Source organism: Streptosporangium sp. NPDC006013 (genome assembly GCF_040614275.1).
Lineage (GTDB): Bacteria > Actinomycetota > Actinomycetes > Streptosporangiales > Streptosporangiaceae > Streptosporangium.
This window is the reverse complement of sequence record NZ_JBEXUE010000065.1, coordinates 16,388-30,781: the sequence shown is the minus strand read 5'-3', so window position 1 is coordinate 30,781 and position 14,394 is coordinate 16,388. Positions and strand designations below refer to the sequence as shown.

Genomic DNA, 14,394 nt, shown 5'->3' with positions numbered 1-14,394 from the left:
GGGTGCTCGATGACGAGACCCCCAACCTGCCGGAGCTGGTCAGGACGGCGGCTGTCAGGCCCGAGTCTGCCGGAGTGACGGACTCGTTAAGAGTGATTAGTAACTCTGTGTGATGAGGTCTGCTGCTGGAAAGGCGACTGTCACGGGCCGCCATCAGGTTCGATGCCGTCTCGCCATGACTTGGCCAGGTAGTAGAGGCCGATGCCCAGTCCGGTGGTGCTGTGGCCGGTGGCCGGAACCACCCTGCTCTATCCCGCCGTCGCCGCCGTCCTCGGCGCCGCCTGTCTGTGGGAGGTTCACCGCCTCCTCGGCCGGGTCAACGCGGGCAAGACAGGGGTCGATCTGCGCCCGATGCGCTTCTTCCACTGGTCCAACGCCTACCTGGCGCTGCTGTTCCTCGCCGTCGCCATCGACTCGATGTTCGTCTGAGCCCTCTCACCGGTACGCTCTCCTGCCACCTGCCCGTTTCCGCGTCCCGTTCGAGGGGGAGACGTCTCCCGGGTGGGGAACACGTTTTCTTGGCCGGCCCGGGCCGGGCCTGGTCGTGGGGAGGGCAACTCATGGTCGTCGGAAAACCTCGGGAGCCGGATCACCGCTCCGGTCCCGGGACCGTTCCAGCGCTCGGCATGGTTTCCGTATCCGGGGCGTGGAGGGCCGGCCGCCAGGCGCCGATCGTAGACCTTCACGCTGGGATATCCCGGTTTGATTCGTGGGGTGGAAGCCAACGGTTACGGTTATCTCATGGCCAGCCGTGACCCCCGGTGGGTGCTCAGGGACCGCCCGTCGCTCACGCTGATCACCGGACTCGTCCTGACGGGACTGTGCGGCCTGGTGTCGCTCTCCTTCGACGTGCTGAACGGCGACCCCGTCTATTTCTTCATCGCCCTGATCCTCGCGCTGGCGCCCGTTCCCGTGCTGCTGGCCGCGGTGCTGGCGCTCGACCGGATCGAGCCCGAGCCGCGAGGCAACCTGATCTTCGCGTTCGCCTGGGGAGCGGGCGTGGCGGTCCTGGTCGCCGGGGTCGTCAACTCCCTCGGCCTCGTCTACATCGAGAACGCCGCCGGGCTCGGCTACGACTACGCGCGCAACATCGCCGCCACGTTCGGCGCCCCGGTGGTCGAGGAGACGATGAAGGGCCTGGTGCTGCTGGGCCTGCTCAGGTTCAGGCGCGCGGAGCTCGACGGGCCCACCGACGGCATCATCTACGCCAGCATGGTCGGCCTCGGCTTCGCCATGAGCGAGAACGTCAGCTACTACGTGGCCGCGCTCGACGACATGGGCGCGCAGGGCCTGGCGGTGACCGTCGTGCTGCGCGGAGTCCTCTCACCGTTCGCCCACCCGTTGTTCACCTCCATGATCGGTGTCGCGGTGGCCTACGCGGCGCAGCGCCGGGGGTCTGGCCGGATCTTCGTCATCGCCGCCGGGTGGATCGGCGCGATGCTGCTGCACGGCATCTGGAACGGCTTCGCCTCCTACGTCGGCTTCGCCGGCCTGGCCATCGCCTACCTGCTGCTGATGATCGTGCTGTTCGTGCTGATCTGGATCATCTTCCGCGACCGCAAGCGGATCATCGGGCTCATCCAGACCTACCTGCCCGCCTACTGGGCGACGGGGCTGGTCTCCTCGTACGACATCGCGATGCTCTCCTCCCTGCAGGGGCGCCGCCACGCCAGGCAGTGGGCCAGGAACAACGGCGGCAGGACGGGACTGCGGGCGATGAGCGACTACCAGCTCGCGGCCACCGAGCTGGGCCTGCTCCACGAGCGGGCCAGGGGGCACGTGATCGACGAGCGTACGTTCAACGAGGAGCAGCGGGCGCTGCTGGAGTGCATGGCCGCCTCCCGCGCCCAGTTCCCCCCGCAGCCGCCACCACCGCCACCGCAGCCCCCCGGCGGCGGCAACGTCCCGCCGGGGTACGGGCCCGGCGCCCGGCCGCCGGGCGGCTCGCCGTATCCGTGGGGCGGTGCCCCCGGGACCTCGGGGCACCCCGACGCCGCTCAGTGGCGTCCGCCTCCCGGGCGCGGCGTTCACCCCGACTGAAGCGCGGCCTCCAGGGAGGTCTCGCGCGGCCCGGGGAAGACGGGAGCGGAGTCGAGGACCACGGCGTCGAGGAGGCCCTTCGCGGAGGCGGCGAACTCGCGGGCCGCGTAGGCGTAGGTGGAGGCCCACCGCTGGGAGGAGTCGTCGCCCACGCCGAAGGTCTCCAGGCCCGCCGTACGGCACAGGGTGACGGCCCTGGGCAGGTGGAAGAGCTGGGTGACCACGGTGAGGCGGGTGGCGCCGAACACGGCGCGGGCCCGCACGCACGAGTCCCAGGTGTCGAAACCGGCGTAGTCGAGGACGAGCGCCCTGGTCGGTATGCCACGGGCGAGCAGGTAGTCGCGCATCACGGTCGGCTCGTCGTACTCGATCCGCCCGTTGTCGCCCGACAACAGGATCGCCCTGACCTTGCCGGCCCGGTACAGCTCGGCGGAGATGTCCAGCCGTCTGGCCAGCATCGGGGAAGGGGTGCCCCCGAAGGCGGCCGCCCCCAGCACCAGCGCCACCGGCGCCTCGGGAACCCCGGCGATCCAGCCGGGTGAGGAGTCCGCGATCACCCGGTGGCCGGAGCTGGCCAGCCAGACCCAGGTCAGCGGTGCGACGGCCAGGACGCTCAGCAGCACCGCGCCCTGGTAGGAGAGCCGGAGGAACCTTCGCGACAGCGGCATCCGGCCATTGTCGCGGTCAGGTGACGGCCGAGTCGAACGCGTCCGGGGGGTCAGGGTCCTCCGGACCGGTTTCCACGCGGCCGTCGCGGGCCTTTCACGGCGGGAGCGGAGCCGACGGTCAGGCCGGGACCCGGTCGAGTTGGTCCGCGCTCTCGGCGGCCGTCGCGTCCGCCGGGCCGCGTGAGCGCATCGTGAACACCACCCGCAGCGCGCAGACCCAGACCAGGGTCGAGCCGAGCACGTGCAGGTTGACCAGGGCCGCGGGCACGCCCAGGAAGTACTGGACGTATCCGATTCCGCCCTGTGCCGCCTCCACGCCGAGCAGCGTCCAGGCGGCCCGCCGGGCGTTCCCGGGCGCGTCGGTGATGTGCAGCGCGAACGCCAGCGCGAAGGTGAGGCCGACCACCACATAGGCGATGTCGGCGTGGATCCTCGCCACGGTCTCGATGTCGAAGTCGAACCGGGAGGCCATCACGTCCCCGGAGTGCGGCCCGGTGCCGGTCACCACCACGCCCACGACGAGCAGGACGAACACCGCGGCGGTGAGCACGAAACCGAGTGTGCGGACGTGCTGGTTGACCAGGCGTCGCGGCGGGCCCGCGCCCTCGCCGGCCCGGGCGTACAGCGCGTACGCCGCGGCGATCATGCCGACGGAGACCAGGAAGTGCACGCCCACGGTGACCGGGTTGAGCGCGGTGCGCACGACCAGGCCGCCCCAGAGTCCCTGCACGGCCACGCCGATCGGCTGCAGCCAGGCCAGCCTGACCAGATCGGGGCGGCGGGGCAGCAGTCGCAGGGCGGCGAGCAGGCAGGCCAGGCCGATGGCCAGCACCAGGAAGGTCAGCAGCCGGTTGCCGAACTCGATCGCCATGTTGATCGGTGAGATGTCGTCGTGGGCCACCGGGATGAAGCTGTCCGGCGTGCACCTGGGCCAGGTGGGGCAGCCCAGGCCGGAGCCGGTGACCCGCACCGCGGCACCCGTCACCGTGATCCCGACGTTGGCCGCCACCGACGCCAGCGCCCAGCGGCGCAGGGTGCGGAAGGTCGGCGGCCCCACGATCCAGGTCAGTTTCGCGGTCTGCAGACGGGTCTGGTCAAGGAGGTGCTTCACGGCTCACATGCTAGGCGGCGAGGAGGGCGGTCCCGCCGTGGCCCCCTGGCGCCGGGGCCGGTACGGAGGCTTTCGCCCCGGTCGTTTCACGCCTGCCGGCATCTCGGGCAGGGGCCGCTCACCTCGGACGGCGTGCCTCACGGGTTCACGGGTAGGGGTGGGCTGAGCCGGTGGCACGCCCGTGACGTCCGGTCCGGTGCATTGATCCATAAAGAGGTATGTGACATATTACTGGCGAGCCCGGGAGCGAGGTGAGTCATGCCGGACGTCGTGGTCGTCGGAGCCGGGGTCGTCGGCGCCGCCTGCGCCTACTACGCCGCCCGCGCGGGGCTGGACGTGGTGGTCGTCGACCGGGGGGCGGTGGCGGGCGGCACGACGGGCGCGGGCGAGGGCAACGTGCTGGTCTCCGACAAGGAGCCGGGCCCCGAACTCGACCTGGCGCTGCTCTCCAACCGGCTCTGGCGTGACCTGGCCGGCGGCGGGCCCGATGGCGGGCCTGATGGTGGGTTCGAGTTCGAGGCCAAGGGCGGCCTGGTGGTCGCCGAGACGGACGAGGTGCTTGAGGCACTCACCGGCCTGGCGGGCAGGCAGGGCGTCGAGTGCGTCGCCGTCGCCGCCGGAGAGCTCGGCGACTACGAGCCCCACCTGGCGAAAGGGCTCGCCGGTGGCGTGTTCTACCCGCACGACGCCCAGGTGCAGCCGATGCTGGCGGCGGCCAGGCTCATCCGGCGGGGCGCGGAACGGTTCGGGCACGGCGCCCTGATGCTGCGCACCGGTGTCACGGTGACCGGCTTCCGCCGCGACGGCGACCGGGTCACCGGCGTCACCACCTCCTGCGGCGACATCCTCGCCGGAGCCGTCGTCAACGCCGCGGGCACCTGGGGCGGCGAGATCGCCGCGCTGGCCGGGGTGCGCGTACCCATCCTGCCCAGGCGCGGTTTCATCCTGGTCACCGAGCCACTCGCCGGGCCGCTCATCAGGCACAAGGTCTACACCGCCGACTACGTCACCGCGGTGGCCAGCGACTCGGAGGGGCTGGAGACGTCCGCCGTCGTGGAGAGCACCCCGTCGGGGCCGGTGCTCATCGGCGCCAGCCGCGAGCGGGTCGGCTTCGACCGCACGGTCTCCGTTCCGGTGCTCGAACGCCTCGCCCGCCAGGCCGTCGAGCTGTTCCCCGTCCTGGCGGCCTACCGGGTGATCCGGGCCTACTGCGGCTTCCGTCCCTACTGCCCCGACCACCTGCCGGTGATCGGCGAGGATCCCCGGGTCCCCGGGCTCTACCACGCCTGTGGCCACGAGGGCGCGGGTGTCGGCCTGGCCCCGGCCACCGGCCACCTGATCGCCCGGCTCCTGGCAGGACTCCGCCCCGAGGTGGACCTCGCCCCCTTCCGTCCGGACCGTTTCCCGCTGGAGGCGTCATGACCCAGGGTGTCCGATGAGGGGGCCGTACCGCCTGGTGCGGGCGCGGCCGGAGCCGGAGTTCGAGATCAGCGTGGACGGCGCCCCCGTCGCGGTGATCCCAGGCCAGAGTGTCGGCGCCGCCATGCACGGCGCGGGCATCCGCTCGTGGCGCACCACCAGGTTCGGCGGGCGCCCGCGCGGGCTCTTCTGCGGCATCGGGGTCTGCTTCGACTGCCTGGTCACGGTGAACGGGGTCCCCTCCCTGCGTGCCTGCCTGACCGAGGCCCGCCCAGGAGACCTGGTCACCACCGGAGACGCTCCGGTGCGGGACGTTCCCGGCGCGGGAGGGGAGCGGTGAGCGGCCGATGACCCAGATCCACGACCTGGCCGTCGTCGGCGCGGGTCCCGCAGGGGTCGCGGGCGCGCTCACCGCCGCCCTGGCCGGGCTGGACGTCGTGCTGGTCGACGGGGCCGGACGACCGGGCGGCCAGTACTTCCGGCGCCCCGCCGAGGAGTTCCACGCCGCCAGGCCCGGCGCGCTCCACCACGGCCTGGACAGGTTCACCCGCCAGTGGGAGACGCTCCGCGAGCGCGCCGAGGTGCTGCTGAGCACGCAGGTCTGGGCCGTCGAGCGCGCGGACGGGGCGATCACCGTGCGCTGCCTGGAGGGAGACCGCGAGGAACGGCCCCGTACGGTGACCGCGCGCGGGCTGCTGGTCGCCACCGGCGCCCACGACAGGCCGCTGCCGTTCCCCGGCTGGGACCTGCCGGGCGTGCTCACCGCGGGCGGTGCGCAGGCACTGCTCAAGGGTGACCTGGTCCTCGCGGGCCACAGGGTCGTGGTCGCGGGTACCGGCCCCTTCCTGCTCCCGGTCGCCGCGGGCCTGGCGGACGCGGGGGCCCAGGTGCTCGGCGTGCACGAGGCCAACCGCAGGTTCGGGCTCGCCAGGCATCCGCTGCTCGCCGCCGGCCGGGCGGCGGAGGCCCTCGGGTACGTGGCGCGCCTGGCCCGCCACCGGGTTCCCTACCGCGGCCGTGAGGCGGTGATCGCCGCGCACGGTGAGACCGCGCTGACCCACGTCACCGTGGCGAGCCTGGACCCCGCCTGGCGGCCGCTCTCGACGAGAACCGTCGCCTGCGACACCCTCGCCTGCGGCTACGGTTTCGTCCCCCGGCTCGACCTGCCCCTCCAGTTGGACTGCGCCACCCGCCGCGACCCCGACGGCGGCCCGGTCGTCGCGGTGGACGCGGGCATGCGCACCAGCGTGCCCGGCGTCTACGCGGCAGGGGAGGCCACCGGTGTCGGCGGGGCCGCGCTCGCCGAGGTGGAGGGCCGGATCGCGGGCCGGGCCGCGGCCGCCGACCTGGGCCGCCCCACGCCGCCCGACCCCGCCCTGTCCCGGCGCAGGGACCGGCTCGCCGCCTTCGCGCGAGCTCTGCAGGGCGCCTACCCGCTACGGCCGGGCTGGCAGGACTGGCTCCGTGACGACACGCTGGTGTGCCGCTGCGAGGAGGTGCCCCTGTCGGCGGTACGCGAGGCCCAGGCCATGGGCGCCGTCGACGCGCGCTCGGTCAAGCTGCTGGCGCGCCCTGGGATGGGGTGGTGCCAGGGCCGGATGTGCGGCTACGCGGTCGCCTGCCTCGTCGGCGAGGATCCCGCGCCGCCCCGGCGCCCGATCGCCCAGCCCGTCAGGCTCGGCGACCTCGCCGCGCGGACGCCGGCCTCCCCGGACCGGCGGGGAACCCTCCCCGACCCGGACGGGCCGGAGCCCCCTGACTTCGTACCGGCTTGAACCCCCCTCGGAAGGATGAAGTATGGCGACCCGCGTGAAACCCTGGCACGGCGTGACGGTGGCCACCGCGCTGCCCCTGCGCGTGGACCTCTCGGTCGACCTGGACGGCTACGCCGAGCACTGCCGGTGGCTGGTCGCCTCCGGCTGTGACGGCGTCGTGCCGAACGGGTCGCTGGGGGAGTACCAGACGCTGACCTCCCAGGAACGGGCCTCGGTGGTGGAGACCGCGGTCGCGGCCGTCGGCGGCGACCGCGTCATGCCGGGCGTCGCGGCCTACGGCGCCCTGGAGGCCCGCCGCTGGGCCGAGCAGGCCGGTGAGGCCGGGTGCCGCGCGGTGATGCTGCTCCCGCCGAACGCCTACCGCGCCGACGACAGGACGGTGCTGGAGCACTACCGCGAGGTGGCCAGGGCCGGCCTGCCGGTGGTGGCCTACAACAACCCCTTCGACACCCGGGTGGACCTCACCCCACGCCTGCTGGCCGCCCTGCACTCCGAGGGCCTGATCGCGGGCGTCAAGGAGTTCAGCGGCGACGTCCGCCGGATCTACGAGATCGCCGAGCTGGCCCCGGGGCTGGACGTGCTGGCCGGAGCCGACGACGTGCTGCTCGAACTGGTCACCGCCGGAGCGGTCGGCTGGGTGGCCGGCTTCCCCAACGCGCTGCCCGCCTCGACGGTCGCCCTCTACCGGGCGGCCGCCGCCGGGGACACGGCCACTGCGCTGCCGCTCTACCGAGCGCTGCACCCGCTGCTCCGCTGGGACTCCAAACCGGTGTTCGTGCAGGCCATCAAGCTCTCCATGGACCTGGCCGGACGCCACGGCGGCCCGTGCCGCCCGCCCAGGCTCGGGCTCCCCGGCGAGCAGGAGGCCGCGGTCCGCGCGGCCACCGAGAAGGCCCTGGCCGAGGGCCTGCGGTAGGCCGGTCCCGTTTTCCCTTTCGCACGAGGAGAGTCGATGAGGACGAAGAGGGTCTTCCACGCGGTGGACTCCCACACCGAGGGCATGCCCACCCGGGTGATCACCGGGGGAGTGGGGGTCATCCCCGGTGTGACCATGGCCGAGCGGCGGGAGCACTTCCTGGCCGAGATGGACCACCTGCGGACCCTGCTCATGTACGAGCCCCGCGGCCACTCGGCGATGAGCGGGGCCATCCTGCAGCCGCCCACCCGGCCCGACGCCGACTACGGCGTGCTCTACATCGAGGTGTCGGGCTGCCTGCCCATGTGCGGGCACGGCACCATCGGCGTCGCCACGGTCCTCGTCGAGACCGGGATGGTGGAGGTCGCCGAGCCGGTCACCACCATCAGGCTGGACACCCCGGCCGGGCTGGTCGTCGCCGAGGTCAGGGTCGAGGACGGGGCCGCCACCGAGGTGACCATCACCAACGTGCCCTCCTTCAGCGCGGGGCTGGACCGTGTCGTCAAGGTGCCCGGCATCGGTGAGGTCGCCTACGACCTCGCCTACGGTGGCAACTACTACGCGATCCTGCCGATCGAGTCCGTGGGCCTGCCGTTCGAGCGCTCGCACGGCCGGCGGATCCTCGACGCGGGGCTGGCCGTCATGGGGGCGATCAACGAGCAGGACGAGCCGGTGCACCCGCTGGCCCCCGGTATCAGGGGCTGCCATCATGTGCAGTTCACGGCGCCGGGCTCCGACGCCAGGCACTCGCGGCACGCGATGGCGATCCATCCCGGCTGGTTCGACCGCTCGCCCTGCGGCACCGGCACCAGTGCCAGGATGGCCCAGCTGCACGCCAGGGGCGAGCTCCCGATGGACACCGATTTCGTGAACGAGTCGTTCATCGGCACCCGGTTCGTCGGGCGGCTCGTCGGGGAGACGGAGGTGGCGGGCCTGCCCGCGGTGGTCCCCGCCATCACCGGGCGGGCGTGGGTCACCGGCACCGCCCAGTACTTCCTCGACCCCCGCGACCCGTTCCCCGAGGGTTTCCTCCTCTGACCTGCTGACATCTGGATTGACCGGGCCTGACCCGCCGCGCTCCGGCCGGTCGGCCCCGGTCGGCCCCCGGCCGGCCCGCAGTCGGTCGCACCCGGTATGACCAGCGGAGACGTCACCGTTCCCGGCTCCGGTGGCGATCCGTGTCCCGGTGGGTCGCGGCTTGCGGAAGAAGCGGTGTCCTAACGCTAACGATCTTGTTTCGGGCCTTGACGCGTCCTTCGAAATGCACGTGCAATGTCACACATCGCCAGATGTGAGGAGCAGCACATGCGTGCCATCCCCCTGAAATCCTTCACGTCGCTGGCCGTTCTCGGCCTCCTGGTCGCCGGGTGTGGCCAGGGACTGCTCGGCGGTGGTGACGGCGCCGGGCAGACCGCGGCAGGGAAGGACGAGCCGATCGTCCTCGGCATGCTGATCCCGCAGTCGGGCAGCGAGGCCGCCATCGGTCCCTACATGAGCAACGCGGCGCAGCTCGCGATCGACGAGATCAACGCCAAGGGCGGCGTGCTCGGCCGCAAGCTGGAACTGAAGACCGCCGACGACGGCTGTGACGCCCAGTCGGCCGCCGCCGGCGCCAACAAGCTGGTCACCGAGGGAATCGACGTCTCGGTGGGCGGCTACTGCTCCGGAGCGACGCTCCCCACCCTGCCGATCTTCGGCAAGGCCGGCATTCCCATGATCATTCCGGCTGCCAACTCCCAGGAGCTGGTCGACCAGAAGCTCAAGCACGTCTTCCTGATCAACGGCACCGGCTCCCAGCAGGCTGCGGCCGCGGAGAAGTGGATCACCAAGCAGGGGTCCAAGAGCGTCGCGCTGATGCACGACAACACCAGCTACTCCAAGGACATCGCGCTGCGCACCCAAGCCCTGCTGGAGGCCCCCGGCGGGGCCGAGGCCGCGATCACCGAGGCGGTCACCCCGAAGGAGAGCGACTACAGCGCCAACATCACCAACGTGCTGGCCAAGAAGCCCGACTTCGTCTACTGGACCGGTTACTTCCAGGAGGGCGGCCTGATCGCGCGCCAGCTCCGGCAGGCCGGGTACAAGGGGTCCATCATGGTCGGCGACGGCTCGGTCTCTCCCAAGCTGGTCGAGATCGCCGGAGCCGAGGCCGCCGAGGGCCTCTACGCCACGATGACCCAGACCCCCGACACCCTGGAGGGCGCCGAGGGCTGGATCGACGCCTACAAGAAGAAGTACGGCGCCGAGCCTGGCCCGTACTCCAACCAGGCCTACGACGCGGTGCGACTGGCCGCGGAGGCGGTCACCAAGGCGGGCGGCACCGACGGAACCAAGGTCATCGCGGCGCTTGAGGCGATCGACGGCTTCCCGATGTTCTCCGGGCCGCTGAAGTTCACCCCCGAACACACCCTGGCCAACGGAGGCTTCCAGATCCTCGTCGTCAAGAGCGACAAATTCGCCCTGCAGGACTCCCTGAAGTGACGCAACTCATCTGGAACGGGCTGTTCGTCGGCTCGTTCTACGCCCTGGTGGCCCTGGGTTACAGCATGGTCTACGGGATCATCAAGCTGCTCAACTTCGCCCACGGCGACCTGTACATGCTCGGCGCGTTCGCCGGCTTCGCCATCCTCGGCGCGGTCGGCGGCGTGTCCTCCGCCATGGCCCTGCCGCTGCTGCTCGCGGTGCTTCTGGCGACCATGGTCGTCACCGGCCTGGCCGGGGTGGCGCTGGAGTCCGACATCCTGTACGGCGGCTCCGGGGACGACACTCCGTACCGCGACCGCGGGATCGACGCGCTGATCGGCGGGACGGGTTCCGGCGCCCTGACCGCCGGCCGTGATCCCGGGCCGGGGAGACAGCGGGACGGAACCCACGCCGAAAGCGCCTATCCTGGGACATGATCGAGTCTGGCAGCCCCGCGGACGCGGCCGCCATCCGCCCCGCCGCGCCGCGTCGACCTCAAGATCGCGAGACGCCGGGAGGCACACGTGTCGGAACCTCGCCCGTTGCGTCCGGGCGAACCGACCCGGCTGGGGAAGTACCGGCTGCTCGGATGCCTGGGGAAGGGCGGCCAGGGATCCGTGTACCTCGGGGAGTCCCCTTCAGGGACGCGGGTCGCCGTCAAGGTCCTGCACGGCCACGTCGCCGGTGACCCGAAGACCCACAAGCGCTTCCTCCGCGAGGTGGAGGCGGCCCGCCAGGTGCCCCACTTCTGCACGGCACGCATCCTGGACGTCGGTACGGCCGACGATCAGCCGTACGTGGTGAGCGAGTTCATCGAAGGGGAGTCGCTGGAGCAGCGGGTCGGCTCACGCGGGCCGCTCGACCCGCATGACCTGGCGCGGCTCGCGATCGGTACGGCCACCGCGCTGGCGGCGATCCACCACGCGGGGATCGTCCACCGCGACTTCAAACCCGCCAACGTGCTGCTCGGCCCGGACGGGCCACGGGTGGTCGACTTCGGCATCGCGCGCAGCACGGACCTGGCCACCACGTCCGTCAGCCTGATCGGCACCCCGCCGTACATGTCACCCGAGCAGCTCTCCGGGGATTCGGTGGGCCCGCCCTCCGACATGTTCAGCTGGGCCGGCACCATCCTGTTCGCCGGGACGGGCAGGACCCCGTTCGGCCATGATGTCGCCCTCGCGGCCCTGGTGTACCGGATCCTCCACCAGGAGTGCGACCTCACCGGCCTGCCGGACGGCCTGCGGCAGATCTCCGGCCGGTGCCTGGCCAAGGCAGCCGAGCACCGCCCCACGGCCGAGGAGGTCCTGCTTGGTCTCATCACCGGTAACGGGGCGGCGGTCCCCACCGGTGACCTGCTGACGACGGCCATGGGGCGGATGGCGCAGCCGTCTCCGCCGAACCCGGCATCCTCTCCGGACCTGCCGCTCACCCGGGAGCGATCCGGCACGGCACCGCTTCCCACCGCCCCTCCCCCGACACCGCCGGCCGACGGCCCGCCCCGGATGACACTCCCCACCGGCCCCTCCGGCGGGCCGGTGGCGTCCCCCTCCCGGGGGCTACCCCGCCGGAGCTTCCTGATCGGCGGAGGGGCCGCGCTGGCCACCTGCGCGGCGGCGGGGGCCGCGGTGCTGGTTCCCCGCTACCTGAGGGAGGCGGCCGGTTCGGCCACGTCTTCGCCCGGGGCGAGCCCGAAGGCCGCGATCACCCCGCCGTCGTCCTCGGCCACCCCGGCGACCTCGCCCACGGGCGGGCCGGCGGCCTCCCCGAGCCCGTCCGGGCTGATCCCGCCCGGCCCGGACGGGCCGCTGGTGCTCGAGAACGGCAACACGGTGCAGGGCCTCGCGGTCTCCGCCGACGGCCGCCTGGTGGCCGCCGGGTGCTGGGACGGCAAGGTCCGCCTGTGGGAGGTCCCCACCGGGAAGATGATCGCGAAACTCGACGACCGCAGGTTCTACGTCGAGGGCGTGGCGCTGAGCCCGGACGGCCGGACCCTGATCAGTGTCGGCGGGGTGACCGACACCGAGACGCACGTGTGGGATGTCGCGTCCAGGCGTCGCGTGTCGAAGTCCGTGATCGGCTCGGTCTTCGTGGAGTTCAGCCCGGACGGCGAACAGTTCGTCACCGGCAGCGGGTACGAGTGGGTCCGGCTCTGGCGGACCTCCGACCGCAAGCAGTCGGGCGCCTCCATACGTCACACCGAACTGGTCAGGAATGCGGCGTTCAGCCCCGACGGGCGCCTGCTGGCCACCGCCGGGTGGGACGACACCGTACGGCTGTGGCGTACCTCCGGATCCAGAGCAGTCGGCAGACCGTTGACCGGGCACAAGGACGATGTCAACGCCGTCGTGTTCCTCGACGGCGAGACCCTGGCGAGCGCGGGGTACGACAAGGTGGTGCGGGTCTGGGACGTGGCATCCCGCAAACCGGGGGGAACGACGTTCAAGGGGGCCGGTTCGACGATCAACAGCATGGCGTGCAGCCCCGACGGGACCGTTCTCGCCGCCGGGACCGACAAAGACGGCGTCCTGCTGTGGGACGTCGCCACCCGGCGGCGGCTCCGGCAACCCCTGGAGACCGGCCAGGTCCACACCGTGACCTTCAGCGCCAACGGGTCCGTCCTGGCGGTGGCCGCAGGTGACGACGTGCTGCTGTACGACGTCGGCAGCCTGCGTACCGCCTGAGGACGCGGCGGTGAGAGCTCGGCCCGCCGCGCGGCGCAGGCCGAACAGCTCACACCGTCTACCCTGGCCATGCACCCGAACGCGGGGAGCCGGGGTCTGCGACGCTGGGCACGTTAACGGCATACGTCCAGGCACTCGGCGGGCAGCTTGAAGTGGTCGCCACCGTTGACGAGCACCGCTATCGCATCGCCTGACCGGACTGGAGAGGGCGAAGCACTTCCCGTGGCGAGTTGACCTCAGGGTCACTTGAGGTTGAAGGATGGCACGCATGGACATCGGAGTGATTCTGCCCGGCGTCGGTGTGCAGCGGGAGCAGCGGCTCGATCTGGGCACCGCCGCGCGCCACGCCGAGGAGGCCGGGCTGGACGGCGTCTGGCACGGCGACCACCTCGCCACCGGGACCGCGTCACTGGACTGCGCCGTGGCACTGGCCGTCGCGGCGGCGGCGACCACCCGGATCCGGATCGGCACGAGCGTGTTCGTCCCGGCGATCCGGCCCCTGGCCTGGGCGGCCAAACAGGTCGCGAGCCTGCAGCACGTCTCGGGCGGCCGGCTGGTGCTGGGCATCGGATCCGGCGGCGGGGCCGGGCAGTGGGCGGCGGCCGGAGTCCCGTACGGCGAGCGCGGCAGGCGGACCGACACCGCACTGGAGCTGCTGGCACGGCTACTGGCCGGGGAGACCGTCGCGCTGGTGGACGAGCCGGGCGAGGTACGGCTCCAACCGGCCGTGACGCCGCCGCCGATCTGGGTCGGCAACGCCTCGGCGGTGGCCGTGCGGCGGGCGGCCCGCCATGGAGACGGCTGGTTCCCCTCGATGATCCCGCCGTCGGAGGTGGCCTCGGGCCGGGCCAGGCTGGCCGAGCTCGCCGCAGCCCACGGGCGCCCCGAGCCGATCGTCGCCATCGGCGCCACCGGCGTCCTCGGTTCGGGACCCGGCCTGCCCACTCGCGAGTCCATCGCCTCGGGCATCACCGGGTACGGCATCCCCATGGAGAAGGCCGTGCAGCTGCCCCTCACCGGGAAACCAGCGCAGGTGGCCGAGCGGCTGGCCGCCTACCGTGACGCCGGGGCGCGGCACGTGGTCCTGGGCTTCGCGGGCGGTGACTGGCGCGAGCAGTGCGACCTGCTGGCCGAGGCCCGCGCGCTCCTGACCTGACCCACGCGCGCCGAGCATCACCGCTCGGGCAGCGATCTCACGGAACGGAGATACTCCTCCCGCCCGACCATTCCCAGGAGACCGCGGGGCCGCCTCGCGGTCTCCCCGTCCTCACCATCGGCCGGGAACCGGCGCCTCCTCCGCCCTCGGGCGAACCGCCCT

The 14,394-nt window shown here is 72.4% G+C and carries 12 protein-coding genes and 1 pseudogene; 11 read left to right on the top strand and 2 right to left on the bottom strand.

Going from position 1 to position 14,394, the window contains the following annotated elements:
* Positions 1 to 219 precede the first annotated feature (219 nt).
* Together ABZ260_RS13215 and ABZ260_RS13210 are read left to right on the top strand one after the other, a co-directional pair.
* A pseudogene (locus ABZ260_RS13215) lies at positions 220 to 429 on the top strand (protoheme IX farnesyltransferase); the annotation flags it as partial.
* Positions 430 to 741: 312 nt separating this feature from the next.
* On the top strand, positions 742 to 2,040 hold the full coding sequence (locus ABZ260_RS13210; protein ID WP_355616381.1) for a PrsW family intramembrane metalloprotease: 1,299 nt from the start codon (positions 742 to 744) through the stop codon (positions 2,038 to 2,040).
* Here the strand turns inward: ABZ260_RS13210 and ABZ260_RS13205 are convergent.
* Both ABZ260_RS13205 and ABZ260_RS13200 read right to left on the bottom strand, forming a co-directional pair.
* Positions 2,028 to 2,708 carry an ElyC/SanA/YdcF family protein gene (locus ABZ260_RS13205; protein ID WP_355616379.1) on the bottom strand — a complete coding sequence of 227 codons (681 nt, stop codon included), beginning with the start codon at positions 2,706 to 2,708 and terminating at the stop codon, positions 2,028 to 2,030. The two genes, ABZ260_RS13210 and ABZ260_RS13205, sit on opposite strands and share 13 nt — an antisense overlap.
* 118 nt (positions 2,709 to 2,826) lie before the next feature.
* Positions 2,827 to 3,819, bottom strand: a complete 993-nt coding sequence (locus ABZ260_RS13200; protein ID WP_355616377.1) for a COX15/CtaA family protein — start codon at positions 3,817 to 3,819, stop codon at positions 2,827 to 2,829.
* A gap of 258 nt (positions 3,820 to 4,077) precedes the next feature.
* Here ABZ260_RS13200 and ABZ260_RS13195 point away from each other — a divergent pair, with 258 nt between their 5' ends.
* The 9 genes from ABZ260_RS13195 to ABZ260_RS13155 all read left to right on the top strand — a co-directional run bounded on the left by ABZ260_RS13195 (position 4,078) and on the right by ABZ260_RS13155 (position 14,232).
* On the top strand, positions 4,078 to 5,241 hold the full coding sequence (locus ABZ260_RS13195) for an FAD-dependent oxidoreductase (protein WP_355616375.1): 1,164 nt from the start codon (positions 4,078 to 4,080) through the stop codon (positions 5,239 to 5,241).
* Between the two features lie 13 nt (positions 5,242 to 5,254).
* Positions 5,255 to 5,578 (top strand): (2Fe-2S)-binding protein, encoded by a 324-nt coding sequence (locus ABZ260_RS13190; protein ID WP_350918931.1) that lies wholly within the window; start codon positions 5,255 to 5,257, stop codon positions 5,576 to 5,578.
* Between the two features lie 7 nt (positions 5,579 to 5,585).
* On the top strand, positions 5,586 to 7,013 hold the full coding sequence (locus ABZ260_RS13185; RefSeq protein ID WP_355616373.1) for an FAD/NAD(P)-binding oxidoreductase: 1,428 nt from the start codon (positions 5,586 to 5,588) through the stop codon (positions 7,011 to 7,013).
* A gap of 22 nt (positions 7,014 to 7,035) precedes the next feature.
* Positions 7,036 to 7,929, top strand: a complete 894-nt coding sequence (locus tag ABZ260_RS13180; RefSeq protein WP_350918937.1) for a dihydrodipicolinate synthase family protein — start codon at positions 7,036 to 7,038, stop codon at positions 7,927 to 7,929.
* A gap of 36 nt (positions 7,930 to 7,965) precedes the next feature.
* Positions 7,966 to 8,967 carry a proline racemase family protein gene (locus tag ABZ260_RS13175; RefSeq protein ID WP_350954498.1) on the top strand — a complete coding sequence of 334 codons (1,002 nt, stop codon included), beginning with the start codon at positions 7,966 to 7,968 and terminating at the stop codon, positions 8,965 to 8,967.
* Between the two features lie 267 nt (positions 8,968 to 9,234).
* Positions 9,235 to 10,410, top strand: coding sequence for a branched-chain amino acid ABC transporter substrate-binding protein (locus ABZ260_RS13170; RefSeq protein WP_355616370.1), 1,176 nt, complete (start codon positions 9,235 to 9,237; stop codon positions 10,408 to 10,410).
* Positions 10,407 to 10,829: a hypothetical protein gene (locus ABZ260_RS13165; RefSeq protein ID WP_355616368.1), complete on the top strand. Its 423-nt coding sequence runs from the start codon at positions 10,407 to 10,409 to the stop codon at positions 10,827 to 10,829. The genes ABZ260_RS13170 and ABZ260_RS13165 overlap by 4 nt, the downstream gene beginning before the upstream one ends.
* Positions 10,830 to 10,916: 87 nt before the next feature.
* Positions 10,917 to 13,076 (top strand): serine/threonine-protein kinase, encoded by a 2,160-nt coding sequence (locus tag ABZ260_RS13160; RefSeq protein WP_355616366.1) that lies wholly within the window; start codon positions 10,917 to 10,919, stop codon positions 13,074 to 13,076.
* A 268-nt stretch (positions 13,077 to 13,344) separates the two neighbouring features.
* Positions 13,345 to 14,232, top strand: a complete 888-nt coding sequence (locus tag ABZ260_RS13155; RefSeq protein WP_355616363.1) for an LLM class flavin-dependent oxidoreductase — start codon at positions 13,345 to 13,347, stop codon at positions 14,230 to 14,232.
* Positions 14,233 to 14,394 lie beyond the last annotated feature (162 nt).

Bases quoted from the DNA above. Each gene is read 5' to 3' on its own strand.
- ABZ260_RS13210 (WP_355616381.1), top strand. From the start codon at position 742: ATGGCCAGCCGTGACCCCCGGTGGGTGCTCAGGGACCGCCCGTCGCTC.
- ABZ260_RS13205 (WP_355616379.1), bottom strand. From the start codon at position 2,708: ATGCCGCTGTCGCGAAGGTTCCTCCGGCTCTCCTACCAGGGCGCGGTG.
- ABZ260_RS13195 (WP_355616375.1), top strand. From the start codon at position 4,078: ATGCCGGACGTCGTGGTCGTCGGAGCCGGGGTCGTCGGCGCCGCCTGC.
- ABZ260_RS13190 (WP_350918931.1), top strand. From the start codon at position 5,255: ATGAGGGGGCCGTACCGCCTGGTGCGGGCGCGGCCGGAGCCGGAGTTC.
- ABZ260_RS13185 (WP_355616373.1), top strand. From the start codon at position 5,586: ATGACCCAGATCCACGACCTGGCCGTCGTCGGCGCGGGTCCCGCAGGG.
- ABZ260_RS13180 (WP_350918937.1), top strand. From the start codon at position 7,036: ATGGCGACCCGCGTGAAACCCTGGCACGGCGTGACGGTGGCCACCGCG.
- ABZ260_RS13175 (WP_350954498.1), top strand. From the start codon at position 7,966: ATGAGGACGAAGAGGGTCTTCCACGCGGTGGACTCCCACACCGAGGGC.
- ABZ260_RS13170 (WP_355616370.1), top strand. From the start codon at position 9,235: ATGCGTGCCATCCCCCTGAAATCCTTCACGTCGCTGGCCGTTCTCGGC.
- ABZ260_RS13155 (WP_355616363.1), top strand. From the start codon at position 13,345: ATGGACATCGGAGTGATTCTGCCCGGCGTCGGTGTGCAGCGGGAGCAG.